This is a genomic window from Vagococcus martis (assembly GCF_002026305.1).
GTDB classification, from domain to species: domain Bacteria; phylum Bacillota; class Bacilli; order Lactobacillales; family Vagococcaceae; genus Vagococcus; species Vagococcus martis.
This window is the reverse complement of record NZ_MVAB01000001.1, coordinates 52,334-78,111: the sequence shown is the minus strand read 5'-3', so window position 1 is coordinate 78,111 and position 25,778 is coordinate 52,334. Positions and strand designations below refer to the sequence as shown.

Below are 25,778 nucleotides of genomic sequence, written 5' to 3'. Positions count from 1 at the left end.
TTTTTTTGTTAGTCTTCTTTTACTAAAAGGATTCCAGAACTTGTTCCTAGTCTATCAGCACCCATTTCAATCATCGTGAAGGCATCTTCTTTAGAGCGAACGCCACCTGATGCTTTAACAAATGCATTGTCTTTAACCGTGTCTTTCATTAATTTCACATCTTTAGGTGTTGCACCACCAGTTGAGAATCCTGTTGATGTTTTAACAAAGTCAGCATTTGCTGCTACAGATAATTCACACGCTTTAACGATTTCTTCGTCAGTTAAAAGACATGTTTCGATAATCACTTTTACAATCGCTTTTGGATGACTTGCATTAACAACTGCTGCAATATCTTGTTCGACGATATCGTATTCTTTATTTTTTAGTGCACCGATATTAATGACCATATCAATTTCTTCTGCACCATTTTCAATAGCATTTGTTGTTTCAAATACTTTGGTTTCTGTTGTATTTGCTCCTAGAGGGAACCCAATAACTGTACACACTTTTGCTTTTGCATCAGCTAAAATTTCAGCTGCATAGCTTACCCAGAAAGGATTGACACAAACTGAGGCGAAATCATATTCTGCAGCTTCCTCGCACAATGTTTTGATTTGCTCTCTGGTGGCATCTGGTTTTAATAACGTGTGATCGACATATTTTGCTAAATTCATAAAATTAGCTCCTTCAAATAATATTTGTAAACGCTACTGTATTACTACTACTATATTTTACAATGATTATGCTAGAATAGCAACGTAAACTAAGTAGTCAGAATTATAAAAAATGGTGAATAAAATTGTTGACAGGCATTTTTTCATTTGTTATTATATGCCTTATAAATCATTGCTTTGAAAAGAAGAGTATATTTTTGGATTGTATAAAGAGACCTCGGATGGTGAGAAAGAGGAACAAGAAGGAAATAGAAGATGGTCTTTGAGCATAAAAGTATGAGCGTCTACCGCTAGTATTTTTCGGGAGTTCCCGTTACCGGACAACAGTATTTAAAGCGACTGGCTTGCGTACTGGGTAAGATTATTATCGTGAGGTAATAATGAAAAAAGGTGGTAACACGAAACAACGCTTTCGTCCTTTGTTTACTTATGTAAAGTAGATAAAGGACGGAAGCTTTTTTTGTTATCAAGATATAGGAGGCAACATCATGAGTAATATAGAGTTAATTGATGTATGTAAAACTTATAAGACCAAAAAACAAACGGTCGAAGCAGTCAAACATGTTGATTTATCCATAAAAAGTGGCGACATTTTTGGAGTCATCGGTTTTTCAGGAGCAGGTAAGAGTACATTAATTCGTTTATTGAATTTATTAGAACAACCAACAAGTGGCATCATCGAAGTAGATGGTGAGGACATCACCAAATTAAAAGGAAAAAGTTTACGAGATTACCGAAAAAAAGTTGGGATGATTTTCCAACATTTTAACCTGTTATGGTCGAGAACGGTTTTAGACAATGTGTTGCTACCATTAGAATTTAGTCATGTACCAAAAGCTGAAAGAGAAGCAAGAGCACGCGAGTTGATTAAATTAGTTGGTCTTGAAGGCCGTGAAAATGCTTATCCAAGTCAACTTTCAGGTGGACAAAAACAGCGTGTCGGAATCGCTAGAGCACTAACAAATGACCCAGAGATTTTATTATGTGATGAGGCAACAAGTGCCCTTGACCCACAAACAACCGAAGAAGTACTCGATTTACTATTAGATATCAACAAACAACTTGGCTTAACCATTGTGTTAATCACACATGAGATGAATGTGATTCGCAAGATTTGTAACAAAGTCGCTGTCATGGAAACTGGCAGTGTGATTGAAACAGGAGACACCTTATCAGTCTTTAGACACCCAGAGCATGAAGTGACCGCAAGATTTATCAAACAAGATATTCAAGAAGACAGCGAAGAAAACGAAGAAGCGATTCAATATTTGGTGAAACATTATCCTGAGGGGCTATTAGTTCGCTTGATTTTTGAGGGAGATAAAGCAAAAGAAACGGTTATCTCGCAAGTCATTCACAAATACAACATCAACGTCAATATTTTACAAGCCAGTCTTAGACAAGCTAATCATTCATCTTTTGGAACAATGCTTGTGCAATTGACAGGTGACGAGGCAACGGTGTCTGAGAGTTTAATTTATTTTGAACAACATGGCGTAGGAGTTGAGGTGATTTAACATGGAAAAAGGATTAATAGAAACGTATTTTAATTTTAGTGAAATTAATGTCGATGATTTTATCAAAGCCACAAAAGAAACATTGTATATGACGTTTGTCTCAACATTTTTTGTGGTAATTATCGGCCTTATCATTGGTCTAATGCTTTACTATTTCGGGAAAAGCAACAAACCACTAGGTAAGACACTTTACGGAATTGTCTCAATCATCAGTAATACATTCCGTTCGATACCATTTATTATTTTGATTATTTTGTTGTTCCCTATCACAAAAGCATTGATAGGCACAATGTTAGGGCCAACAGCGGCATTACCAGCTTTAGTCATTTCAGCCGCACCGTTTTATGCAAGGTTGGTCGATATTGCGTTTCGTGAGGTAGATCCAGGCGTACTTGAAGCCAGTGAAGCAATGGGAGCAACGCAATTACAAATTATTTTTAAAGTCTTAATTCCTGAAAGTGTGCCAGCATTAATCTCTGGTATCACAGTGACCACCATTACGATGATTGGCTTTACGGCTATGGCAGGGGCAATCGGGGCAGGTGGACTGGGTTCTCTTGCTTATCAAGGTGGATTCATGGGGAACAAACACACCATTATCATGGTCGCAACGGTATTAATTCTAGTCATTGTGTTTATTTTACAATGGTTAGGTGATTTATTAGTAAAATTAACAGATAAACGAAATTAACATTTAGGGGGAAAAGTAAATGAAAAAAACATGGATTAAATTAGGCGTGGCAGCATTAGCTGTTTTAACGTTGGCTGGATGTGGCAATAGTGGGAGCACAAAAGATAGTGCGTCAGGCAGTGGAAGTAAAGATGACAAAGTAATTAAAGTCGGCGCGTCTCCAACACCACATGCGGAAATTTTAGAAGAAGCAAAACCATTATTAAAAGAAAAAGGGTACGACTTAGAAATCGTGACATTCCAAGATTATATCTTGCCAAACAAGGCATTGGCTGAAAAAGAAATTGATGCCAACTATTTCCAACATATCCCATACTTCACAAAAGAAGTTAAAGAAAAAGGGTATGATTTTACTAATGCAGGAGCAATCCATTTAGAAAAAATGGCACTATACTCTCAAAAAATTAAAGACATCAAAGACTTAGAAGATGGTGCGACCATTTTAGTTAGTAACTCTCAAACTGACTGGGGTCGTGTGATTGGGATGCTTCAAGAAGCAGGACTTGTGAAAGTAAAAGATGGTGTTGATTTAACGACTGCCACATTTGATGATATTTCAGAGAATCCGAAAAAATTAGTTTTCAAATATGACATCGATCCAGCGATGATGGCAACAACATACCAAAACAAAGAGGGCGATTTAGTGGCTATTAATGCCAATTTTGCTGAAGGGATTGGGTTGAACCCAGAAAAAGATGGTATTTTAGTGGAAGATAATAACTCACCATATGCCAATATTATTGCGGTTCGTACAGAAGACAAAGATTCAGAAAAAACAAAAGCATTGGTTGACGTATTACACGATCAAAAAATTGTTGATTTCGTTAACGAGAAGTGGAAAGGCACCATTACAGTGGTAAATCAATAATAGTGATAAGGGTAAGTAGCAAGTGTTTATTGCTACTTATTTTTTATGCGTGAAACCACGTATTATTAATCAATAAGGGTTCAAACTTGAAATCCATTCTTTTTTATTATACGATTAAAATACAATATAGTGTTTGATTAAAAAAAATAAAGTGAGGTGTAACTAAAACATGTCAATGATAACATTATGGAATCGTTCATATAACGAAATAAAAAATGAAAAGAGGTAGATTATGGATATTTTGTTAACTTTAGGGTTAATTATTTTATTTACAAAAATAGCAGATAGCATTGCAATGAAATTTGGATTGCCATCAGTCGTCGGGAGTTTGATTGTTGGGATATTAGTAGGACCATCTGTTTTTAACATCATACAAAACAATGCATCAATTGAGTTGTTATCCCACTTGGGAGTTATTCTTCTAATGTTTATTGCTGGTGTGGAAAGTGATTTAAAGATATTAAAAAAGTATTTTAAACCTTCTCTCATCACAGGTCTTCTAGGGGTATTAATCCCATTCGCCGTATTTTTCTTTGCTTCAAGGTCGTTTAATTATTCGCAAGACACTTCAATGTTTATTGGCCTAATCTTCGGAGCAACTTCTCTAAGTATCGCCATTCAGGTACTCAAAGAGTTAAATTTCATACAAACCAAAGAAGGATCCATTATTATCGGATCATCTATTTTAGACGATATCATCGTCGTTATCTTGTTGAACTTAGTCTTAAATCTAGTCAACCCCAATACAACTACTGCAGATGTATTACCATTTCTTTTTAAAAATGTGTTGTTCTTCCTATTTATTTATATCTTCGGAAAATATATTTTACCAATTATTCTTAAAGGGTTGTCATACTTTATCGTTCCAGAACGAGACGTTGCTTTTTCTTTAATCATGGTGTTCTTACTCAGTTTCTTAGCTGATTGGATTGGTATGTCAGATATTATCGGTGCTTTCTTTGCTGGTATTTTAATCTCACAAACACCATTTGCCGAATATGTTGAAAGAAAAGTAACCAGTATTACTTCCGCATTATTTGCACCAGTATTCTTTGTAAGCATTGGGTTAAAACTTGTTTTAGATGGTTTAGGCGAAAACATGTTATTAATCATTGTCTTTAGTGTACTAGCTATCTTTACTAAATTTATCGGTGGGTTCCTTGGAGGAAAAATCGAGAAATTTGATAACAATAGTAGTGCCATTATTGGTGCGAGTCTGATTTCGCGTGGCGAGATGGCGTTAATCTTGATTGCGTTAGGACTTGAAAAAGGCTTTATCGATCAAGGGATGTACGCGTCTTTAGTTTTAGTCATTATCTTTACCACAGTTATTGCCCCAATATTGTTGAAATGGGCGATTTCGCTGGGAGATAAATCAAAAGCAGAATTAGACGACCCAGTGCATGAATCTTAAAAAAGAAATGTAGACAATATTGTCTGCATTTTTTTGTTATTTGATAGAAATATTAAATGAGAGTGATTATTATCTGCCTTTTTTCAAGATATGACGTAATTTAAACACTTTTAAATTGAAGTCCATTCTCAATTAGGTTAAAATTAATAAAGAGTATATTTTTAATAAAGTAATAATTTGGAGGGAAAAACATGTCCGTTTTAGAAATAAAGGATTTGCATGTATCAATAGAAGAAAAAGAAATACTAAAAGGTGTTAACTTAACCATGAAAACGGGTGAAATTCACGCGATCATGGGCCCAAACGGAACAGGTAAATCAACTTTATCTGCAGCAATTATGGGAAATCCAAATTATACTGTCACTAAAGGAGAAATTCTTTTAGATGGTGAAGACGTATTAGAAATGGAAGTTGACGAAAGAGCACGTGCTGGTCTATTTTTAGCGGTTCAATATCCTAGTGAAATTCCAGGAATTACAAACGCTGAATTTATGCGTGCGGCAATGAACGCAAAACGTGCTGATGATGACAAAATCTCAGTAATGGACTTTTTAGATAAATTAGATGACAAAATGGCGTTACTAGATATGCCAGAAGAGATGGCTGAACGTTACTTAAACGAAGGGTTTTCAGGTGGAGAGAAAAAACGTAATGAAATCCTTCAATTATTAATGTTAGAACCAACGTTTGCGATTTTAGATGAAATCGATTCAGGTCTTGATATTGATGCCTTACAAGTTGTATCAAAAGGAATCAATGAAATGCGTGGCGATAACTTTGGTTCACTTATCATCACTCACTACCAACGTCTATTAAACTATATCGTGCCAGATGTGGTTCATATTATGATGGATGGCCGTGTGGTTATGACTGGTGGCGCTGATTTAGCGAAACGTCTTGAAGAAGAAGGATACAAAGGAATCAGTGAAGAATTAGGAATTGATTACGAAGAAAAAGAAGAATAATGAAGGAGACAAGATAAATGAAATCTGCAAATGTAACTGATTATCTTGACGACGTGACATTATTTTCAGCTAGTCAGGAAGAACCACAATGGATGTTAGAACGTCGTAAAGAGGCGTTAAATAAAATCGATGACTTAGAATTACCAGCGATCGAACGAGTAAAATACCATCGTTGGCCTTTAATGAATGTCGGTGAATTAAACAATGAAGTGATTAATGAAGAAATCTTGCCTTCTTTTACAGAACTAGAAGATAACCCATTAATCATTCAAGGTCGCACAACGACTTATTTTGAACAAATGCCAGTAGAATTAGCTGAACAAGGTGTGATTTTTACTGATATTTTTACAGCAATGAAAGAGCACAGCGACTTAGTTGAAAAATATTTCATGACAAAAGCTGTGCCAAGTGATGAAGACAAATTAACTGCGTTCCATACAGCCTTTTTAAACGGTGGGGTATTCTTATACGTACCGAAAAATGTTGTCGTGAAAGATGCATTTGAATCGCTATTTTATCACCAATTAAACGACAGCAGTGCCATGGTAAAACATGTCTTAATCGTAGCGGATGATAACAGTGAGTTAACTTACTTGGAAAGATTCCAATCAGTTGGCGAAACAGCTGAAAAATTAGCAGCGAATATTGTAGTTGAAGTGATTGCTAGACCAGGAGCAAAAGTAAAATTTGCTGCTATTGACCGTCTAGGCAAAGAAGTCAACACATACTTAAATCGTCGTGGCTACATTATGCGTGATGCGAGTGTTGACTGGGCGTTAGGGTTAATGAGTGACGGTAATGTTGTCGCTGATTTTGACTCAGAACTTGTGGGTGAAGGCTCTCATGCGGAAGTGAAAGTTGTCGCGATTGCAACAGGTCGTCAAATTCAAGGAATCGACACACGTGTAACAAACAGAGCGTCACATTCAATTGGTCACATCTTACAACATGGTGTGATTCGTGAGAAAAGTACGTTAACCTTTAACGGAATTGGTCACATTATCAAAGGGGCAAAAGGTGCAGACGCACAACAAGAAAGTCGTGTGTTAATGTTATCTGATAAAGCTCGTGGTGACGCGAACCCGATTTTATTAATTGATGAATTTGAAGTAACAGCAGGACACGCAGCAAGTGCTGGTCGTCTTGACCCAGAAGAATTATATTATTTAATGAGTAGAGGACTTCCTCAAAAAGAAGCAGAAAGATTGGTAACACGTGGATTCTTAGGGTCTGTGATTACGTCAATCCCTGTTAAATCTGTTCAAGAGGAGTTTGTTCAAGTAATTGATAGAAAGCTGGCTGATTAAATGACTGTATCTAAACGCAAACAAGATTTTCCAATTCTTTTTCAACAAGTAAATGATGAGCCACTTGTCTATTTAGACAACGCTGCGTCAACACATGTGCCAACGCCTGTTATTAATGACTTGGTTACGTATATGCAAACCAGTCATGCGAATGTGCATCGTGGGGTGCATACACTGGCAGAACGTGCGACAAGTCAATATGAAGCAGCACGAGAAACGGTGCGAACATTTATTGATGCGAGTAGTGTGAAAGAAGTGTTGTTTACACGCGGGACGACAACTGGATTAAACTGGGTGGCACGGTCACTTGGTGAGTTAGTTATTGAAGCTGGTGACAAAATTGTGATTAGTCGCATGGAACATCACTCAAATATAGTGCCGTGGCAAGAGTTAGCCAAACGCAAACAAGCTGAACTCATCTACATTGATTTGACTGAAGACGGTGAGTTGGATATGGCTGATGCGAAAGAAAAAATCGTATCAGGTGTGAAAATTGTGTCGATTGCCCATGCATCGAATGTCTTAGGTGTGGTCAATCCTGTCGAAGACTTAGCAAAATTGGCTCATGAAGTCGGTGCTGTGATGGTTGTTGACGGTGCGCAATCAACGCCGCATATGACAGTATCTGTGCAAGAGTTGGATTGCGATTTTTATGCCTTTAGTGGTCATAAAATGTGTGCACCAACTGGTATTGGCGTGTTATATGGTAAACAAACTTGGCTTGAAAAAATGTCACCCATCGAGTTTGGTGGTGAGATGATTGATTTTGTCTATGATGATTACAGCACGTGGGCAGAGTTGCCGTATAAGTTTGAAGCCGGCACACCGAATATTTCTGGTGCAATAGCATTAGCAAGTGCGATAAAGTATTTGGAAGAGATTGGTTTAGATACGATTACAAAGCATGAACAAGAATTAGTCGAGTATGTGTTGCCAAAATTACTAGCGATTGATGGGTTTGAGTTATATGGGCCAAGAGATGCGAGTAAACATACTGGTGTGATTGCCTTTAACATTAAAGGTGTGCACCCACATGATTTGGCAACCGCACTAGACATGCAAGGTGTGGCGATTCGCGCGGGACATCATTGTGCTCAGCCATTACTTCGTTATTTGGCTATTCATTCAACAGCAAGAGCAAGTTTTTATTTTTACAATACAAAAGAAGATGCTGATTCATTAGTTGAATCAATCATCGCTGCAAAGGAGTTTTTCTCAGATGGCTTTATCTAGATTAGACAATCTTTATCGACAAGTGATTTTAGATCATACCAATCATCCACATAATAAAGGGGTATTGGATGAAGCGACTAGTCAAATTGAACTGAATAACCCAACGTGTGGGGATGTGATTCAATTACAACTTGTGATGAAAGATGGGGTAATTGATGATATCGCCTTTGACGGTCATGGTTGTTCGATTAGTATGGCAAGTGCCAGTATGATGACAGACGCGGTAAAAGGAAAAACGGAAAAAGAAGCCATTGAAATCATTGCTGACTTTTTAGAGTTGGTGCAAGGTGAGAACATAGGCGAGAAGAAAAAAGTCTTGAAAGATGCTCAAATGCTAGGTGGCGTGGCAAAATTTCCTGCGAGGATAAAATGTGCGACGTTAGCGTGGAAAGCATTAGAGCGTGGGATTATTGAAGAAAATCAAACGGTTGTAACCGAAGAATTACATAGTGAAGAATAAGGAGTGTGACCCAAGTGAGTGAGGTACCACAATTAGAAGAGTATAAATTTGGTTTTCACGACGATGTGCAACCGATCTATACAACAGGTGAAGGATTAACAGAAGAAATTGTTCGTGCGATTTCGGCTAAAAAAGAAGAACCAGAATGGATGCTTGAGTTTCGTTTGAAATCACTGGAAGCATTCCACAAAATGCCAATGCAAACATGGGGACCGGATTTATCTGACATGGACTTTGATAAGATTAACTATTATCAAAAACCAAGTGATAAACCAGCCCGTGATTGGGATGATGTGCCAGATAAAATCAAAGAAACGTTTGAACGTATCGGGATTCCAGAAGCAGAACGTAAATATCTAGCTGGAGCAAGTGCGCAGTATGAATCAGAAGTGGTGTATCACAACATGAAAGAAGAATTCCAAAAATTAGGAATCGTCTTTACTGATACAGACACGGCATTAAAAGAGTACCCAGATTTATTTAAACAATATTTTGCCTCTTTAGTGCCACCAACTGACAATAAATTAGCGGCATTAAACTCAGCAGTATGGTCTGGTGGAACCTTTATCTATGTACCAAAAGGCGTGCGAGTAGATGTACCATTACAAACTTACTTCCGTATTAACGCTGAAAATACTGGACAGTTTGAGCGTACGTTGATCATTGTGGATGAAGGCGCAAGCGTGCATTACGTTGAAGGATGTACCGCACCAACTTATTCAAGCAATAGTTTGCATGCGGCAATTGTTGAAATCTTTACCTTAAAAGATGCGTATTGCCGTTACACAACCATCCAAAACTGGTCTGACAACGTGTACAACTTAGTAACCAAACGTGCTCGTGCAGATCAAGGTGCGACAGTGGAATGGATTGATGGAAACTTAGGGGCTAAAACAACGATGAAATACCCAAGTGTTTACCTTGAAGGAGAAGGCGCGCGTGGAACCATGTTGTCTGTTGCGTTTGCTGGAGCGAATCAAATTCAAGATACTGGGGCAAAAATGATTCACAATGCACCAAACACTTCAAGTTCGATTGTTTCTAAATCAATCGCCAAAGATGGTGGAGAAGTAAACTATCGTGGACAAGTGACCTTTGCTAAACAAAGTGAAGGATCAATCTCACATATTGAGTGTGACACGATTATTATGGATGAGTTATCAAAAAGTGATACGATTCCATTTAACGAAATCCACAATAGTCATGTGGCATTGGAGCATGAAGCGAAAGTATCAAAAATCTCTGAAGAACAACTTTACTACTTGATGAGCCGTGGCTTGTCAGAAGAAGAAGCGACAGAGATGATTGTGATGGGATTTGTGGAACCATTTACGAAAGAATTGCCAATGGAATATGCCGTTGAATTAAATAGACTGATTTCATATGAGATGGAAGGATCCGTGGGATAGACAATACGAAGTGGAGACAAAGGCTGATATAATAGCTTTTATCTCCACTTCTTTTATAGGTTTAGACCATGTTACCCGGAATATTACCCGGTTAGAAATAAAAAATAAATAATCGGGAGAAATTTTTATTGAATCTTGCATGTTAGTAGGCAAGGTGACTCTCTTTTGTTATATAATTTATTTAATAAAAAGTAATTTATTATTGATTTAAAAATAAGATTTATTAGAGCATAGTCTATATTGATGATATAATGAAGTAATTAAACTTATATAGTTAGGAGTTTGTTTGATGGAGACAGTAATTGAAGAAAAAGAAAAGTTTTTTCTAACAGATTTTGTTGTGAAAGGCTTGATAGAAAAAACTGATTCAAGTCAATTTCGAGATTTTCTAAAGGAGAACGAATTAAGATCAAGTGGTAGTAAAGGCACTAAATTATTCAAAATGAAAACATCTCTTGATAAAATGAGCGAAGAAAAGTTTAGTGAAGAAATTGAACTGATCGAAGAGTTTTTTTTAGAGCAAATAAAATATAATAGTAACCGTATAATACTTACATTTCCGTTCGAATTACATGCATCAGATCCTTTATATTCCGTTTCTCAATTAGAAAGCTTTAAAGGAAATACGATTGAAGAGTTGAATTTTTCAAAATTATTTAGTGAGAAGACAGCAATTAATCATGATTTTGAAAAAATATCACAAGAAATAATTATCTCTGATACAAAAGTTAATAAGGTAAATCAGGTTTATGTTAGAAAAGTAAGATATAGTGATGTTAGAGAAAAGTATGAATTTGTTTGGATTGAGATAGATTGTTTATCACAAGAAATTAGAATTCATTTAGAAAATAATTCTAAAAATGTATCTGTAGATTTGCAAGGTAAACCGATGTCAATTTACAAATATTTTATAGGACAGTTGAAAAGAGAATTTCTAATAATTGCACAACCTAATCCACAAGCTACAACATTATTTAAATTGTATAGAAAGCTTACAGCTTATGCAGAAAATAAATATTTAAAAAAAGTTGAATTACAACAAGAAGAGATAGATGAGTTTACTCAAAAAATGATTTGTTCTGAAAAATTAGATATTGAAAATACATTAGATATTGCTAACAGAATAAAATGGGTTTTTGTAAGACAACTAATTCAAAATGATTTTGACAATTTCTTGAGAATTCAGCAAAGAGGTGATGGTAAGGTTAAATCAATTCTCTTTCATTATGATGAGGGTGGATCAATTAACGCTAATTCTGGTAGTTCTAATGAATCAAATATTGAAGAGCTAGATTTAGAACGACAATCTGCTTACTTCGATACAAGGGAAAGTATTTATAGTTCTCAAAAATTATTTTCAATTACAGTAAATTGGAGTGTAAGGTTACCAGACAATACTGTTAAAGAAGTTCTTACTAGGTATAGAGCCTATAATCAATTTTTAATGACACATATATTAAAAGAAAATTATTCTAAAGGGGTTTATGATGATGTATTTCCAAGAATTAAAGAATTTGAAAATTTACCTCTCTGAACTGCAGACTTTAAAAGAATATCAATTAAAAACTATGAATTCAGCAGTAGATTCGCTAGATTTTTGGTTAATAAGTAGATCCTTACATGCAAGAAATAGGTTAAATCCATTGCAATTCGCATCAGATACAGGTCTTTCCTGGGATATATCAACTGAACTATTTGAGTTGCTAGAAGAAAAAAAAGTTTTTATAAGGTTCTATGAGTTATGGTCAGAAGATGGGATGGAGTGTTTGATTAGAACAGATAATGTAGAAAACATAACGAGTAAAGAAACTTTCTACAATTCCATGACTGATGAATATGAAGTGGTTAACTCAGAATTTATAGACATATGGTATAAATTGCTAGTTAACCCACAAGAAAGTTTAAAAAGTAGAGAAATGCAAGAAAAAAAAGTAAATGCTCCTACTTTTTCACCTAGTAATACCATAGAGAATCCAGAAGTAAGTGAAATGTTAAATAAAATTATAACTAGAAAAGGTAGGAGCAAGTGAAATTATCAAAAAAAGATATTTTGTGGATAATTGTACTGGTAGTAGCTTTAGTATCGTATGGAATGGTGTTGCTACCATTAATAAACAAAATAGAAAAACCAGAGCAAGCGGATGCAATTCTTCAAATTATCACAACACTAATTGGTGGTGTGTTGTCAGGACTAGTTGCTTATTTTATTGCTTCACTAGAATTAAAGAATTATAAAAAAGAGCAAATACTTGAAAAAAAAGAATCTGAAATTTTAGATAAAAGAAATAATTTAGAGCGTATAAAAAGATTGTTAATTGAAGTGGAAGATAATAATTCAACGTGTCAAGAATTAATAATATCGAAAGAAAATTTAAACAGTGCTGTAACTGTCATAAGATTATCAGTATCTGATTTTTTTTGGAAACTAAACTCTAATAAAATAGATGTAAATATTGATCTTTTAATAGAATTAAATATGTATTATAAGAATATTTTTATTATACAAACTACAGATATGGGAAATATTGACTTGAAATTTATCAACTCTTTTATGGAAAAACAGGTAGAAGTAATAAGTTTATTAAATCAGGAGTTAGTTAAAGCTGAGCAGGAGATATCAGAAAGAAATAGCGATTAGTTTAATTATTTTAAAAATTTATATAATTCGCAAATTTCTCACCAGTATTTTCAATCATCTGTGGAGTTGTACAAGCGTATATATTGAGTGTCGTTTGGACGTCCTTATGTCCTAAACGAGATTGCACTTCTTTAATACTTGCCCCACTTTCAAATAGAAGGCTACAATGAGTATACCTAAAACCGTGTGGGGTAATCTTATGGAATCTCATTTCTGAGTCTTTAAGATATATCCAATTTAACCAGTCATTAATGATTTGAGGATAGTACAAATTATTAATCTTTCCAGTGAAAATATGTTGTTTATTAGATGGGTTAACATTTAAACGTTCCAGCTGTTTTCCTTGTTCACTTCTCCAAAATTCTAATTGTGATAAAGTGCCATCATCTAACTTAATAACTCTAATGGAGTTGATTGTCTTTGGTTCTTGTAAAATTACCTGTTTAAACTCATCGATAGCTACAGTTTTCCCAATATTAAGTGTTTTGCTAGTAAAATCAATATCTTGCCACTGTAAAGCAAGCGCCTCGGACTTACGCATACCGGTAAAAGCAGAAAGTCGAATGAAGGTGTATATTTTTGGGTTACAAATACTTTTAGCAAAGTTTAGAAATTCAATTAATTCATCTTTAGTATAGAATTTAACAGGGGTATCGATTTCTTTTTTACGTGGTACAATCACTTTAGACATTGGATTAGAAGCCATGAGTTCACTTGAAACACCAAACTTCATAACTTTTTGAGTTTCTTTTCTTAGATAGTTGTACTGTTTATACTTTGAGTGCCAGGTGTTTACCTGCTTTTGACAATAAGCTACAGTAATTTTATTTAGTTTTAAGTGACCGAAGGCAGGTAAGACATGTAATTCGCAATATCTTTTAGCTGTTGCAACAGAAGATGGTTTTACAGATAAACGATATTGTTCTAACCATATATCATATAATTCTTTAAATGTTAAGGCTCTTTGTCAACTACTGTTGGTAAGAGTTAAAACGTTAGAATTTAGGATCTAGAAAACAACATGTTTTCTAGATCTTTTTTGGTGTCTTGAATACAGATTTTTTTAAACAAATTGCTATTCGTAATTTGAAATTATAAAAACTTCTCATGCCATAGGCATTACGCTTAATGACTTTAATATGATTGTTCATACATTCTAAAGGACCGTTTGAATACGATGTTTCAAAAGTATTTTTTATTTCTTCTTGATACTTTCTAAATGTTTTAAAAACAGGTATATACTCTTGAAAAAGAGTTTTTTGATTGATTAAATCTACAAATAAAGAATAATCTTTTGTTTGAAAAGCTCTTAAAATCTGTTGGTAAATATTATAAGCATCTGTAAGTTCAGCATTGTAAGTAAGTAGGCGTTCAAGTAATTCTTTTTCAGAAAGATACGTTTTAAATGAAGAGTGCCATTGTTGTTGAATAAAGTCTAGTTTGCCATAACTTTTTTGAAGTAATTTCCAATATTTTTTTATTCGTCTATAAATAATTCCATTATCTTTATGCTTTAATTGATTCATTATTCTAATTCGTATTTTTTGAAAAGCTCTACCAATGTGTTGAACTAGATGAAATTTATCTAAAACGACTTTAGCGTTAGGAAAAAGTCTCTTAGTTAAGATGATGTAGGGTTGATAAATATCAGAAACAACATACTTCACTTGTTCTCTGTTAGATAAAGAGAATCCGTTAAAGTATTTCTCGATCTTAGGTAATCTTCGATCAGGTAAAATATCAATTAACTCCTTAGTGTCACCATCTATCATAATAAAACTCATAGATCCAGCTACTTTTTTTACAGATTTAAACTCATCAAAACAAAGGACAGCTGGTAAGGAATAACTATATTTCTGAATGGGGTGATACCATTCTTTAAGTACCCGATAAACAGTTGAAGTAGAAACGTTTGCTTGTTTTGAAATGTCACTCATAGATTGTTTAGAAGTTAGTTTTTTAGCAACAAGACGTTTTAAATTGTTAGAAATAGAATTGTTTCTAGAAACAAAAGGCGTATCTAAAACAAATGTCGATTTACAATCTTTGCACAAGAAACGACGTTTCTTTAATTGAACATATGTAACGTATTCAGAAATAGCAGGAACTTTAATTAAACTAGTAGTATATCCCCACTTAATAATGTGTGTATCCTTTTCTTCGCAATGAAGACAACATTCTGGTGTTTCATCTAAAAAACCTTCAAATACTCTAGAGAAAACTCCCTTTATTTTCCTAGTAGACAAACAATTTTCATTAAAAATAATATTTAGGTCTAGTATATTTAAGATATCTTTGATAGTCTGTGAGTATGACATGTGGTATCCTCCTTAGATTGTTGTTTCGCAATTTCATTCTAACGGATAACACATGTTTTTGTGTACTAAAAACTGCTAGTAACTTTCGTTACCAACAGTAGAAATTATAGAGCCAAAGTTTTAAAACTAGATAGGATTGATAATCTAAAAATTTTATAGAAGCTTTATCACCTCGTCAAGGCGGGGTGATTTTTTATATTAAATCTTGATAAAATTAATTATGTTTTACATGTTATAATAGCAATGTATGAAAATAAATTTAAAATAAAAGTAAAATATATTGATCTAACAAGAAAGGATGTTATTAAATGGAAAAACAAAGAATTGCAATTCAAGATACTTATGGAGAAAGGTTTCAATATTGTTGGGGATGTGGACCTAAAAATGAAGAAGGCTTACATTTAAAATCTTATCCATCAGAAAGTGGAGAAGAATCTATCTGTAAATTCACACCAGAAAGCAAATATACAGGGGGAGTTCCTAAAAATCTTTTTGGTGGAATGATAGCGATGATTTTTGACTGCCACGGAACTGCTTCAGCAGCTTGGTTTAAACACAGAGATAAGGGTTTAGAGCTTACTGAAGATACTGTAATTCTTCGTTTTGTTACAGCAAGACTTGAAGTTGATTTTAGAAAACCAGTTCCTATGGACAAAGAAGTAACTGTAACAGCAAGAGCTGAAGAAATTGGCGAAAGAAAAGTTATTCTTAATATGGAAATGGAAGTTGAAGGGGAAGTTAGAGCAAGATCAAAAATGGTTGCAGTTGCTGTAAAGGATAATATGTAATCTTTTATTTTGATATACGGATTGTCAAATTAAGTTATAATGAAATGATTTCTGAAATAGCTCCTCAAAAACATAATGCCATACTAAATGCCATTGATTTGATTTCAGCTTAATATTATTGATTATATTATAAAGTATTCTACATAATAAATGTTGATATTAAGCTGTTTTGTCCCTCTATTATTGTTAAAAAATCTAATGGAAGGGTCAGTGGGATAGATTAATAATAAGTACTAGGAACATTGATATAACGGTGTTCCTAGCCTTTTTATTTTGTCCGAAAAGTGTGGGGTCTGTGAAAAGGTCTGTGTATTATGTATTTTTAAAGGAATCTAATAATTCTTCTGCCTCTTTACAAGTTTGAATAGTTAGCTCAAAATCATTTAGATTTAACGGACATTTAAACAATGTTACCCATCTACCACCCTTTTTATTCGTAGGTAATAAGTTTGTTCTGTTTTTTTTATTAAATTTCATAGAGTTGTTAAAATATCTATCAATCATCATAATATCATTTTCAAAACTCAGTATATTGGAACCTATCTCGGAAGGAATATACTCCATTTTTATAGCTAACTGAAATTCTTTTTTACTATTCCTTTCAATTTGAAGATAAATCTTTTTTATCGCATTAGATGTAATTCCAATCTTTTTTAAAGTATCTTCATTCAAAAAATACCACCAACAACCAGTGAATGTACCATTATGATTATTTACTGGTCCATACCCAAATCCATTATTTGTATTTATGTGTGGTTTTAAGTCAGAGTAGAGTCCAGAGCAGTGATTGAATTCCCATTTAGACGAATCAATTTCTAAATAATTAGTACTCTCATTTTGAATATTTAAAATGTTTTCCTTAAACATTTCTAATAAAGTCATACTAGCAAATTTATAGCCATTTAGTATTTGTAAAACATCTTTTCGAATAATCGGTAAGTATCTTTGACTATCATAGTAACTTTGATTAATCATTTTAAAATAGACAGGGATAATATATTTTTTTTCTGGTAATAAACCTAAAGTATCTTTAATTTTTTTAGTATTCTTTTTTTCTAAATCTGTTAATGATTCAATATAACGATCAATCTGATTACCATGTTCACTTGTACCTATTTTGTCTTCAATCAAAATAAGGTATTTATTATTGACTAATATTAGAACATCAATTTTATTAAATTGCTTTACAATTTTATTTACACAAAATATTTTACGCTATGAATTTATTTTCTTTACATAGTTGTTGAATCATTTTAATTCGAATATCCTCTATATCTTCCTTCTTAGTCCAACAATAATCAGTACTTCTAGCTACGCCAAAATAGTGACATAAGCATGTGACAGATAGCACTCCTTTATAAGAATCAACTGATTTTATAAATAGTTCTTTTTCCACATCCTTTCCAATTCCTTGTATTTTTTTAAAACATCAATTTCCTGTTTCAAATAGTTATTTTCTCTTTATAGAGTTTCCAAAGGGGATAAGTTTTTATTACCTTTTCCATAGGTATATTGTTTTCCTACATCTTGAGAGAATCGATAAGATTCTCCATTTCTATACCATCTCCACCATGTGTGCACCTGAGTTTCATTCCTAATGTTTAACTTATTAATAATTTCTTTAGTTGTTTTACCTTCAATCTTCATTTTTATAGCTTCTTCTTTTACTTCTACTGGATAAGAAATTTTTTAGACCATAAAAATACACCTCAGTTAATTTCCTTTTACATGAATTCAACGAGGGTGTTTTTACGTTTGTCTTACCTTTTAGGGTCAGTTCCAAAGTAACTGGCAAAGGTCAACAGTTTTTTATTAATAAGTTTTTGGATTGCGATGACATAGCATAGGAGGTGTGAGGAATGAAGCAAACAGTTGAATTGTCTTTAGAAGTAAAAGGAATTGAAGAAGCGATGGAAAAAGCAGAAAAGTTAGTGAAAGCACTAAAAGAAGCTAAAACATTGGCAGATGAATTAGCTTCAACAGAACTAGATATAGCGTTAAAAGAAAACTAGAATTTTTTCCATGAATCATCTGGCTTTAAGTCGACTACAGTTTCACATTGTGGACATATGTTTGTTCCTATAGAAATTTTGAATGTTTTATTGCAGTTAGGACATTCATAGTCATAGTCAGCTTTCAATGCATCATTAACCATTTGTTTTTTAGTGTCATTTAACATTTTTTCAAATTTTTTCATATTGAAATTATTTTTACTCATAAAATTCACCTCCTTCGAGGTAATTATAACGAATCAAGGATACACTTTTTGATTGGCGAACGTTTATATAAGTGAGAGATGGGAAAATATTATTTATTCTTTTTCTTGAAAATGAAAATTGTAATACCAAACATGAACATAAATGATGTTACGTCGAACTGATTAACTAACATATATTTTAAGCCTTCAACTAATAAATTAATTACCTGACCCACAGCTTGTTGAAAATAGAAATCTGGATCACTAATGGAGGGGATTTTTTGTTGGAATTTTTCATATATCTTTTTGATGCTTTCATCAGAAGTATTGGTATGTACATTGTTTGCTTTCAAGTAGCTAGTTTTGTTATTAGAGTAATCAGAAACAGAAAATGAAAGCGATTTACAAGACTCTATTATTTTTTCTTTTTCATCAGTTGTAAACTTTTTTTTCTTAGATAATTCTACTAAGTTAGATATAGCTTCTTTTGTATCTTTATCATCGATATAATCGTCAGTTATTAGTTTTGTTGTATCGTCGTTATAAAAATTTGGAAATTGAAATTCAAATTTAGGAATAAGTTCTGAAACCTTTATAGCTTCTCTAATTGCTATAAAAGAAGGAGTATAAATTTTTGAATAATAAGATGTAATACTTTCAATCTGTTGAGAGATAGGAGTAATTTGACTTATTAGTCTTTCAGATATGTTCATTGAAGGCATTATATTTTTGTAAGAAGCTTCAAAATTTTGTTTGATAACATCACTTATCTGAAATGAAGGAATGACGTCGCTGGATATAAGTTGCTGTCTTATTTGTTCGGTTATTTGGATAGTAGGTTGTTGCCCTTTAAAAGCAACTTGAATTAAGTCTAAGTTTGGTTGTAAATTTTTTGAAATTCTTTCTTGTATTTTAATGTAATCATCAATTGGATTTAAATTTTTATCGCTCATGAACGACTCCTTTAACGTATTTATTTAAATCTATTATATACTACATATAGTACTTTTTCAATGAATAGTAAGACTTGAAACACTATATATAGTGAAGTGATAAAGAGTATGGAAGAAAATTGGAATTTTATTAAAAGAACAAAAAATAAATCAAAGACAATTAGCTATAAAGATGGATGTTCATCCTAGTATAATCACAGATTTAAAAAAAGGCATAATCAAAAAGCCTAGTTTTGAATTAATGTGCAAGATAGCATATGCGTCATCAATTAAAATAATACTATCTTCGTACTACTCAGACATAAAGCAACACTTCCTTTTCTTATTAATAATATATATATACTTTTCATTGCAATGTGATTATATCACTTATGAATTTTCTTCATCGAAATTTGAAAGGCGGTGATTAGATGAATAATAAAACTTATGATATTTAAAAATGGATTGCGATTATCGTTATTCCAGTCTGTAAATTATGATTATAGATATAAGGAATAGACGATTTTAATTGCTAGTGAAATAATGATTAGCGTACTCTCAACGGGGGTTGTTTTTTTGTTATGTATTATTAGTTTTATATAAACATGATAAAATCAATTGATATTCATTTATGTCTACTGACATATTATGATATAATAAAGTAAAGAGGTGATATAGATGGCAGTAATAAAAAGAGAAAAACCAGTTGTATTAACAGGTGCTGCTGCTTCAAGTTTTTTATCGGCTAAAAGAATGAACGAAAAAAAAGCAAAACAATACGTTTCATCTATTGCTAAAAAAGCACCCAAAAATAAGTTGAAGTAACTGAGGATGTCAAAGATGATTGAATTTGAGCTAATTGGAATAGATTATTATTTGAAAACTAAAGATTTTGATTGTAAAAATTTAGAAATAAATAATTATTTAAAATCAAATGCATATCCTGATACAATAGAATTTGAGGCTTCAACTTCATTAGTTTATAAAGATGGTGAAGTTGTAGCTTTTTTTGTAACCAATGATAATTTTTTTATAGAAATTGTTGATCCAGAAACTAATAATATCATTAAGATTCATGCGATTGAAATACAATATTTAGGAGTGGATTGTAATCATAAAAAGCAAGGTGTTGGAAAAGCTATAATTTACCATCTTATAGAAGTCTGCAGAGAAATGAATAATAGATTTATATTTTTACAATCAGTAAAAACGTCAGTTGGTTTTTACGAAAAAGTGGGATTTCAAGTAATCGAGGAAAGTGAGCAATCATTTAGTATGATGATGGATTTATTAAATCCTGAAATTATTGATTCTTATTATGAGCAATAATATGCCCTGGCTACAAAAATTATCTTTATGCTATCTAAGTGTTTAAATATTAGATAGGTATCTTGGTTAATTGCGATATATAATTTAATATCTTTAATAGAAGGATCAGTGGGATAATAAATTGCTAAAAAGATAGATTAGAAGGTAAGGACATCGACGTCTGATTTTACCTTCTAATCTTTGTATGTTTTTATAACATATAAAACTAATTATAGTGTCATTATTTATTCATTTTTTGTATGACTTTTATTATTAAAAATAGGTAAAGCGTAGAATATTAAAAAGGCTAAAGCTACTTCTGTGATATCCATAGCGGTTTGTTTTCCATTCCAATCTTTTGATTGCCACATAGCAAACCATTCAGATCCTAATATTGCGAAACCACCATACCAAAGAGCTAAAGCTAAGCCAAACATATAATAACCAAATACTTTGGCATTAGAAAACTCTTCTAATGAATTATTGATATTTTTTAACATTTTATAGACAGAAACATACCCTAGGAGAGCCACTATTCCTTCTATAAGGATTAAAATCCAGTAGGCAATTAACCACAATGACTTATTGTTTATGGATCGCCACATCAGTTTATTACCTGGAAATGTTGTATCCATAGATAGTACATGTTTAACAAATTCGTAGTTAGAGTCGAAATCCATTAGGTTACCAATAAAAACAAATAAGGCAAATGTTGCGAATAAAAAAACTACGAAAATTTTTAAATATTTTTGAACTTTTTGCTCTGTCATAAATAAACCTTCTTTCTAAAAAACTAGGTTTATTATAATATATTTTTTTAATTAATTGAAAAATTTTGATTTAAGATGAAATTTCTGAATAAGCTATTCAAACTTTTCCTACCCTTCCTTCAACCATCTCTCCAACAATAATCTCTGTACTTTCATTGTGGCGGTATGAGGTATCTCGTCAAATGTTTTAATAATAGGCTCATTTAAATGAGGGAGGTCAGCTACTTGCAGCCACCACGCGTCCCAATCCATTTCTTTTCCAGGCACAACAGCTAAAACAGGTTGAGGAGAGTTATCTTTTCCACGCACAATCACGACTTCTTCCAAGAAATCCAAGGCATCTAATAAATAATCTTCCAGTGCAAGAGTGCTATCAATGTTTTCAATCAAATCGACTTGGCGATCTTTTAAGTATAAGTGACCACGCTCGTCCATCATGCCGTAATCGCCACTATCCCACCATTTACCATAAACATTTTCTTCAAAACGAGCATCTTCTTTATAATAAGTTAATGCACGGCCTTTTGATAAAAACTGAATGTGTCCATCTGTCATGACAGGTAGCAGTGTACCATTCTCATCGGTGATTCTGGCTTTTGTTAATCCTTCAAGTCCAACGCCCATATCACGAGCATCAGAGTCTTTTAGTGACTCAATCGTGTGTGACCGTAAAATCATTGGACCGCATTCACTTTGACCATAAACTTGTAAAAAGATAGGATCATTTTCTTTAGATGCGTTTAAAAAGGCTAACATAGTCGCATTGTTTATTGCATCAAATGTTGAATGATAAAACTTAATACTAGTAAACACATGAGGTTTTTCTTTTGCCAGTCTTGCCCATTGGACGAAATTGTTTGGATGAGTTTCCAATGCAATAGGTTGGTGTGTTGTTAGCATATCTTCCACTCGTTGAGGTGTGGCACTGGCTAGCGGCATCATAGGAAATCCCATACTCATCAATGAAGAGACTCCAATATTAAAACGAGAATGAACAGGAGAGATGTGAAACGCGACCAATTCTTTTTTTGAAATATGAGTAAATATTTCTCGTTGCCATTTAGTTCGCCATCCCATTGAGTGATAAGAATGACAAATCAGTTTTGGGATACCTGTTGTGCCAGACGTGTGAGTCATGTATGCTATGTCATCTTTGCCCAACTCTTCTTGCGATACAGGTTGTGCTGAGGCATTTAACAAGATATCTAATGAAATTTTTTTATCATGTGAACTATTTTGCACAGCTTTTACATGTTCTTCAGTCATATCATCAAATAAAATAAATGGATCTTCTAAACGCTCAACAAACACGCTAATTGTTTCAGGTGGTAAATGATAAGACACCATGACAGGTATCGCACCAAGGAAAGATGCTGCGACAGCAAGTAAATACGTATCAAATTTAGGACTTTTATATAGGATGATTTTATCGCCTTTTTTAACACCTAGTTGAGCTAACTGATAGGCTCTTTTTAATGTTTTGTCATGGCTATCTTTATACGTTGTTTCTAAGCCAAGTGAGGCAAAAGCTGGGAGTGTTTCATCGAAAATAATCGGAATCATCGGTGTTTTTTCGGCCGCCTCTTTGTAGTTGGTATAAAGATTTAATGGTTGGTAATCAAGTATATTTTTCAAATAAAAAACCCTCTCAAAATAAATTGTGCAATTTTGAACAATTGCTGAGTTATTTTATCATAAAAATATGAGTGATTCTACATTGAAAAGTAGATTTAATAAAATTCTTTATCCACCATTCCCAACGCTTCCTCCCACTGCATTTTTCGTTTTTCCATCTGTCCATTTGCAGCACCACTAGTTGAGATACAAGGAGCGATTTTTATTTGTGGAAATAGCTGATTGTTAATGACTTCATCATAGGCTTTCTTACCGTTTGTGATAATTAATTTGATATCTGCTTGAGTTAGAATTTGGCTAAAATCATTTAACTCAACTGTTTTAAACGACGTATCTAAACTGCCGTTACGCTCAAATAAATGATAAACATCCCATAAACCAATGTGGTGATCTAAAAGGAAAGTCACACGTTTGTTATAGTCTGTTTCAAATGGCACATTGTAATAGTTAAATAAAATTTTCCAAAATTGATTGCCATTATTTCCGTAATATTGTTGCTTTTTTAAAGATTGTTCACTGGGTGAACTTCCTAAAACGAGTATGCTAGTGTCTTGGTTAAAAATTGGGGCAAGTCCTTTTTTCATGATCAGTCTCCTTTTTAACACGTATTTTTTAAAATAAAAACGCACTGATAGTATAAATGTATCAGCACGTTTAAAAAATGTCTATTTATTGTTTAGTTGATGTCGGTTTCTTTTTAATATCTTTATTTTTTTCTTTTTTGATGTAGCGGATAGTTAGTGGGCTATAGCTATCGTAAATGTTTTGATGATTCATTTGTAATTCTTGCTCTGTCACGCCATATTCTAACGCAAAAAGTCTTGTTGCATTATCTAGCACAACATCAGTTTGGCGAATGATATCATCAGATATTTTATCGTGGTACTCATCAAATTCGATTGCCAATGTTAATAAATTAATTAAATCGACCTGATCAGGGTTATTGTTTGAACAGTTTAGTCTTATTTCAAACAACAAATTTTTCAACTCGTTCTTATCGTTTGTTCCGTTGTATTCAAGTAGGAATTGCGTCATTAATTCTCTAAATTCTGCAACCCAAACAAACACATTTTTTGAAACAAGTTTTTTATAGTCATTTTTTTTATTCTGTTGTAATTGGATACCGGTAAAAATCACGCTTGCAATAACACCAATACCAATAATCCAAGTCATAAATAAGTTTAAATCCATCGTTATTCTCTCCTTAGTCAGTCTGTTATATAGCTATATCATAACATAGTTAAATAATAGTTGGTTAAAATAAATTAAAAAAATAGGTGACAAAATTGATTTGGCAATCGTTTATATAAGTGTAGAGAAAAAATATCATGGAGGACAAGTTAATGACACAACAACCGAATTATTATGTATTATTCCAGCGAACGTGAGATATGCCAAAACGATCAGTCCGAATGCCAAATTATTGTACGGAGAAATTACAGCACTTTGCAATCAAGAAGGCTATTGTTGGGCAAGCAATGATTATTTTGCGACACGTTATGGCGTGAGTAAGACTTCCGTTTCAAAATGGGTCAATCAACTGAAAGAACAGGGGTTCATCACAGTGGAATTGCGGTATAAAAAAGACAGTAAAGAAATCGATCAGAGGCGTATAAGAATAGTTGAAGAGCCTATTAAAGAAAAAAAGTCGACCTCCCCAACAAAAGGTGATGACCCTATGAAAGAAACGTTTAAAGAGAATACTATAACTAATACTAAAAATAATAATACAAAGAATAAAAAGAGTGCGTGTCAATACACAAAAAGCCAGTTGCACTTAGCTAAAACATTTCGTGACAATCTAGCAAAAGATTTTCCAAAAGAGATGAGCCGTGTCAATGTGTCACGTTGGGCGAATGATTTGCGACGGATTCATGAGGAGGAAAACATCGAGATGAGTGAGATAGAAGAGATGGTGACGTGGTTAGCTACACATGATTTTTGGTCGCGACATGTCAGAAATCCAAACGTTTTACGAGAGAAATTTGAAAGACTTCTTGTAGAAAAGAAAGCACAACAACCAAAAAAATTAAAACAAAAGAGGGAATCATTACCTGAATGGGTTAATAAAAAAATAAGAGAACATAGCGTTAGTCCAGAAGAAGAGCGAGAGTTACAACAAAAAATACAAGCCTTTAACAAAATGCACGTATAAAAACAGACTAGCTATAGTCGCCAGTCTGTTTATTGAGTGCAGTCCGTTGGTGTTTTTTTAACACAAGGACACGTGTGGTAATGGCAGTTACAAGGGTTACTAAGAGAATCGTTTTTTTCTTCATATGAATCATCCTTTCAAGATAAATGGTGGTGCTAAGTGGACGGTAGGATTCGAACCTACACCTCGGTAAATAGAGAACAAACACACGTTTAGACTCTTAGAGTGAAAACACCACGTTCGCCCACATTATATAAAGGAGGTAGAGACAAATGAGCCTCTAACACTCAAAAGAATCAGGCAATTTGTTGCGACATCATCTTCTTTCTTTGAACTGTCTTAATCATAGTCTTCAAACCTTAAATGAACTGTAAAAATATACGAAGGTTTTATGAATTTAATAAAGAAAATGTTAAAGGCGGCGTCAAAAGTTAAGGCAGATTTGATAAAGAAGTTAATCGTTGTGTTAATCGTTGGATTCATAAAATAATGAGTCCTGATTTTTTTTATTGACATA

Annotated in this window: 28 protein-coding genes, 1 pseudogene and 1 other annotated feature; of the genes and pseudogenes, 18 read left to right on the top strand and 11 right to left on the bottom strand. The window is 33.2% G+C overall.

All coding sequences use genetic code 11. The annotated features are described in order from the left end of the window. Positions 1 to 8: 8 nt before the first annotated feature. A complete protein-coding gene (gene deoC / locus BW731_RS00355; protein ID WP_079344722.1) occupies positions 9 to 656 on the bottom strand; it encodes a deoxyribose-phosphate aldolase in 648 nt (215 codons plus the stop codon). Between the two features lie 168 nt (positions 657 to 824). After that, positions 825 to 1,079, top strand: a binding site (T-box leader). Between the two features lie 65 nt (positions 1,080 to 1,144). Between deoC and BW731_RS00350 the strand changes: the two genes are divergently transcribed. The 12 genes from BW731_RS00350 (at position 1,145) to BW731_RS00295 (ending at position 13,158) form a co-directional block, all read left to right on the top strand. Beyond that, positions 1,145 to 2,173: a methionine ABC transporter ATP-binding protein gene (locus BW731_RS00350; RefSeq protein ID WP_079344720.1), complete on the top strand. Its 1,029-nt coding sequence runs from the start codon at positions 1,145 to 1,147 to the stop codon at positions 2,171 to 2,173. Between the two features lies 1 nt (position 2,174). Then, entirely contained in the window at positions 2,175 to 2,864 is a 690-nt protein-coding gene (locus BW731_RS00345; protein WP_071456951.1) for a methionine ABC transporter permease, read from the top strand. Between the two features lie 19 nt (positions 2,865 to 2,883). Beyond that, entirely contained in the window at positions 2,884 to 3,732 is an 849-nt protein-coding gene (locus BW731_RS00340) for a MetQ/NlpA family ABC transporter substrate-binding protein (RefSeq protein ID WP_079344719.1), read from the top strand. Between the two features lie 232 nt (positions 3,733 to 3,964). After that, on the top strand, positions 3,965 to 5,146 hold the full coding sequence (locus tag BW731_RS00335; RefSeq protein ID WP_079344718.1) for a cation:proton antiporter: 1,182 nt from the start codon (positions 3,965 to 3,967) through the stop codon (positions 5,144 to 5,146). A 191-nt stretch (positions 5,147 to 5,337) separates the two neighbouring features. Next, positions 5,338 to 6,111 carry a Fe-S cluster assembly ATPase SufC gene (gene sufC / locus BW731_RS00330; protein ID WP_079344716.1) on the top strand — a complete coding sequence of 258 codons (774 nt, stop codon included), beginning with the start codon at positions 5,338 to 5,340 and terminating at the stop codon, positions 6,109 to 6,111. 17 nt (positions 6,112 to 6,128) lie between these two features. Then, complete coding sequence (gene sufD / locus BW731_RS00325; protein WP_079344714.1) at positions 6,129 to 7,418, top strand: Fe-S cluster assembly protein SufD; 1,290 nt, start codon at positions 6,129 to 6,131, stop codon at positions 7,416 to 7,418. Next, positions 7,419 to 8,651, top strand: coding sequence for a cysteine desulfurase (locus BW731_RS00320; RefSeq protein WP_079344712.1), 1,233 nt, complete (start codon positions 7,419 to 7,421; stop codon positions 8,649 to 8,651). Next, complete coding sequence (sufU, locus tag BW731_RS00315; RefSeq protein ID WP_079344710.1) at positions 8,638 to 9,111, top strand: Fe-S cluster assembly sulfur transfer protein SufU; 474 nt, start codon at positions 8,638 to 8,640, stop codon at positions 9,109 to 9,111. The genes BW731_RS00320 and sufU overlap by 14 nt, the downstream gene beginning before the upstream one ends. A gap of 14 nt (positions 9,112 to 9,125) precedes the next feature. After that, complete coding sequence (sufB, locus tag BW731_RS00310; RefSeq protein WP_125958042.1) at positions 9,126 to 10,520, top strand: Fe-S cluster assembly protein SufB; 1,395 nt, start codon at positions 9,126 to 9,128, stop codon at positions 10,518 to 10,520. 289 nt (positions 10,521 to 10,809) lie between these two features. Next, a complete protein-coding gene (locus BW731_RS00305; protein ID WP_079344706.1) occupies positions 10,810 to 12,054 on the top strand; it encodes a hypothetical protein in 1,245 nt (414 codons plus the stop codon). Continuing rightward, entirely contained in the window at positions 12,011 to 12,550 is a 540-nt protein-coding gene (locus tag BW731_RS00300; protein WP_079344704.1) for a hypothetical protein, read from the top strand. The genes BW731_RS00305 and BW731_RS00300 overlap by 44 nt, the downstream gene beginning before the upstream one ends. After that, positions 12,547 to 13,158, top strand: coding sequence for a hypothetical protein (locus tag BW731_RS00295; RefSeq protein ID WP_079344702.1), 612 nt, complete (start codon positions 12,547 to 12,549; stop codon positions 13,156 to 13,158). Before BW731_RS00300 ends, BW731_RS00295 begins: the two co-directional genes overlap by 4 nt. Before the next feature lie 10 nt (positions 13,159 to 13,168). On the opposite strand, the pseudogene BW731_RS00290 reads toward BW731_RS00295, so the two are convergent. Next, a pseudogene (locus tag BW731_RS00290) lies at positions 13,169 to 14,113 on the bottom strand (tyrosine-type recombinase/integrase); the annotation flags it as partial. A 73-nt stretch (positions 14,114 to 14,186) separates the two neighbouring features. Further along, the gene (locus BW731_RS00285; RefSeq protein WP_079344698.1) at positions 14,187 to 15,476 is read right to left on the bottom strand and encodes an ISL3 family transposase; all 1,290 of its coding nucleotides are present in this window, start codon (positions 15,474 to 15,476) and stop codon (positions 14,187 to 14,189) included. Between the two features lie 308 nt (positions 15,477 to 15,784). Between BW731_RS00285 and BW731_RS00280 the strand changes: the two genes are divergently transcribed. Continuing rightward, a complete protein-coding gene (locus BW731_RS00280; RefSeq protein ID WP_019131942.1) occupies positions 15,785 to 16,264 on the top strand; it encodes an acyl-CoA thioesterase in 480 nt (159 codons plus the stop codon). A gap of 312 nt (positions 16,265 to 16,576) precedes the next feature. On the opposite strand, the gene BW731_RS00275 is transcribed toward BW731_RS00280, so the two are convergent. After that, positions 16,577 to 17,434 carry a PD-(D/E)XK nuclease family protein gene (locus BW731_RS00275; protein WP_269844062.1) on the bottom strand — a complete coding sequence of 286 codons (858 nt, stop codon included), beginning with the start codon at positions 17,432 to 17,434 and terminating at the stop codon, positions 16,577 to 16,579. A 291-nt stretch (positions 17,435 to 17,725) separates the two neighbouring features. Continuing rightward, complete coding sequence (locus BW731_RS12415; RefSeq protein WP_408645956.1) at positions 17,726 to 17,917, bottom strand: hypothetical protein; 192 nt, start codon at positions 17,915 to 17,917, stop codon at positions 17,726 to 17,728. 206 nt (positions 17,918 to 18,123) lie between these two features. On the opposite strand from BW731_RS12415, the gene BW731_RS12690 reads away from it, so the two are divergent. Then, on the top strand, positions 18,124 to 18,276 hold the full coding sequence (locus BW731_RS12690; RefSeq protein WP_198931921.1) for a hypothetical protein: 153 nt from the start codon (positions 18,124 to 18,126) through the stop codon (positions 18,274 to 18,276). Here BW731_RS12690 and BW731_RS00260 read toward each other — a convergent pair. Then, positions 18,273 to 18,482, bottom strand: a complete 210-nt coding sequence (locus BW731_RS00260) for a hypothetical protein (RefSeq protein ID WP_079344692.1) — start codon at positions 18,480 to 18,482, stop codon at positions 18,273 to 18,275. The two genes, BW731_RS12690 and BW731_RS00260, sit on opposite strands and share 4 nt — an antisense overlap. Positions 18,483 to 18,571: 89 nt before the next feature. Then, positions 18,572 to 19,414, bottom strand: coding sequence for a hypothetical protein (locus BW731_RS00255; protein WP_079344690.1), 843 nt, complete (start codon positions 19,412 to 19,414; stop codon positions 18,572 to 18,574). 118 nt (positions 19,415 to 19,532) lie between these two features. Between BW731_RS00255 and BW731_RS13010 the strand changes: the two genes are divergently transcribed. From BW731_RS13010 to BW731_RS00245, 3 genes are all read left to right on the top strand, one after another. Continuing rightward, positions 19,533 to 19,820: a helix-turn-helix domain-containing protein gene (locus BW731_RS13010; protein WP_332881446.1), complete on the top strand. Its 288-nt coding sequence runs from the start codon at positions 19,533 to 19,535 to the stop codon at positions 19,818 to 19,820. 251 nt (positions 19,821 to 20,071) lie between these two features. Then, positions 20,072 to 20,218, top strand: a complete 147-nt coding sequence (locus tag BW731_RS12570; RefSeq protein ID WP_158080129.1) for a hypothetical protein — start codon at positions 20,072 to 20,074, stop codon at positions 20,216 to 20,218. Positions 20,219 to 20,233: 15 nt separating this feature from the next. Beyond that, complete coding sequence (locus BW731_RS00245) at positions 20,234 to 20,722, top strand: GNAT family N-acetyltransferase (RefSeq protein WP_158080128.1); 489 nt, start codon at positions 20,234 to 20,236, stop codon at positions 20,720 to 20,722. 224 nt (positions 20,723 to 20,946) lie between these two features. Here BW731_RS00245 and BW731_RS00240 read toward each other — a convergent pair whose 3' ends face one another. The 4 genes from BW731_RS00240 to BW731_RS00225 all read right to left on the bottom strand — a co-directional run bounded on the left by BW731_RS00240 (position 20,947) and on the right by BW731_RS00225 (position 24,297). After that, positions 20,947 to 21,471: a DUF2165 family protein gene (locus BW731_RS00240; RefSeq protein WP_079344686.1), complete on the bottom strand. Its 525-nt coding sequence runs from the start codon at positions 21,469 to 21,471 to the stop codon at positions 20,947 to 20,949. Positions 21,472 to 21,579: 108 nt separating this feature from the next. Further along, positions 21,580 to 23,106, bottom strand: coding sequence for a class I adenylate-forming enzyme family protein (locus tag BW731_RS00235; protein WP_079344684.1), 1,527 nt, complete (start codon positions 23,104 to 23,106; stop codon positions 21,580 to 21,582). A 95-nt stretch (positions 23,107 to 23,201) separates the two neighbouring features. Next, positions 23,202 to 23,690 (bottom strand): DNA-deoxyinosine glycosylase, encoded by a 489-nt coding sequence (locus BW731_RS00230; RefSeq protein ID WP_079344682.1) that lies wholly within the window; start codon positions 23,688 to 23,690, stop codon positions 23,202 to 23,204. Between the two features lie 85 nt (positions 23,691 to 23,775). Beyond that, positions 23,776 to 24,297, bottom strand: a complete 522-nt coding sequence (locus BW731_RS00225; RefSeq protein ID WP_079344680.1) for a hypothetical protein — start codon at positions 24,295 to 24,297, stop codon at positions 23,776 to 23,778. A gap of 100 nt (positions 24,298 to 24,397) precedes the next feature. Here BW731_RS00225 and BW731_RS00220 point away from each other — a divergent pair, with 100 nt between their 5' ends. Continuing rightward, entirely contained in the window at positions 24,398 to 25,261 is an 864-nt protein-coding gene (locus tag BW731_RS00220; protein WP_158080127.1) for a helix-turn-helix domain-containing protein, read from the top strand. Positions 25,262 to 25,778: the final 517 nt, after the last annotated feature.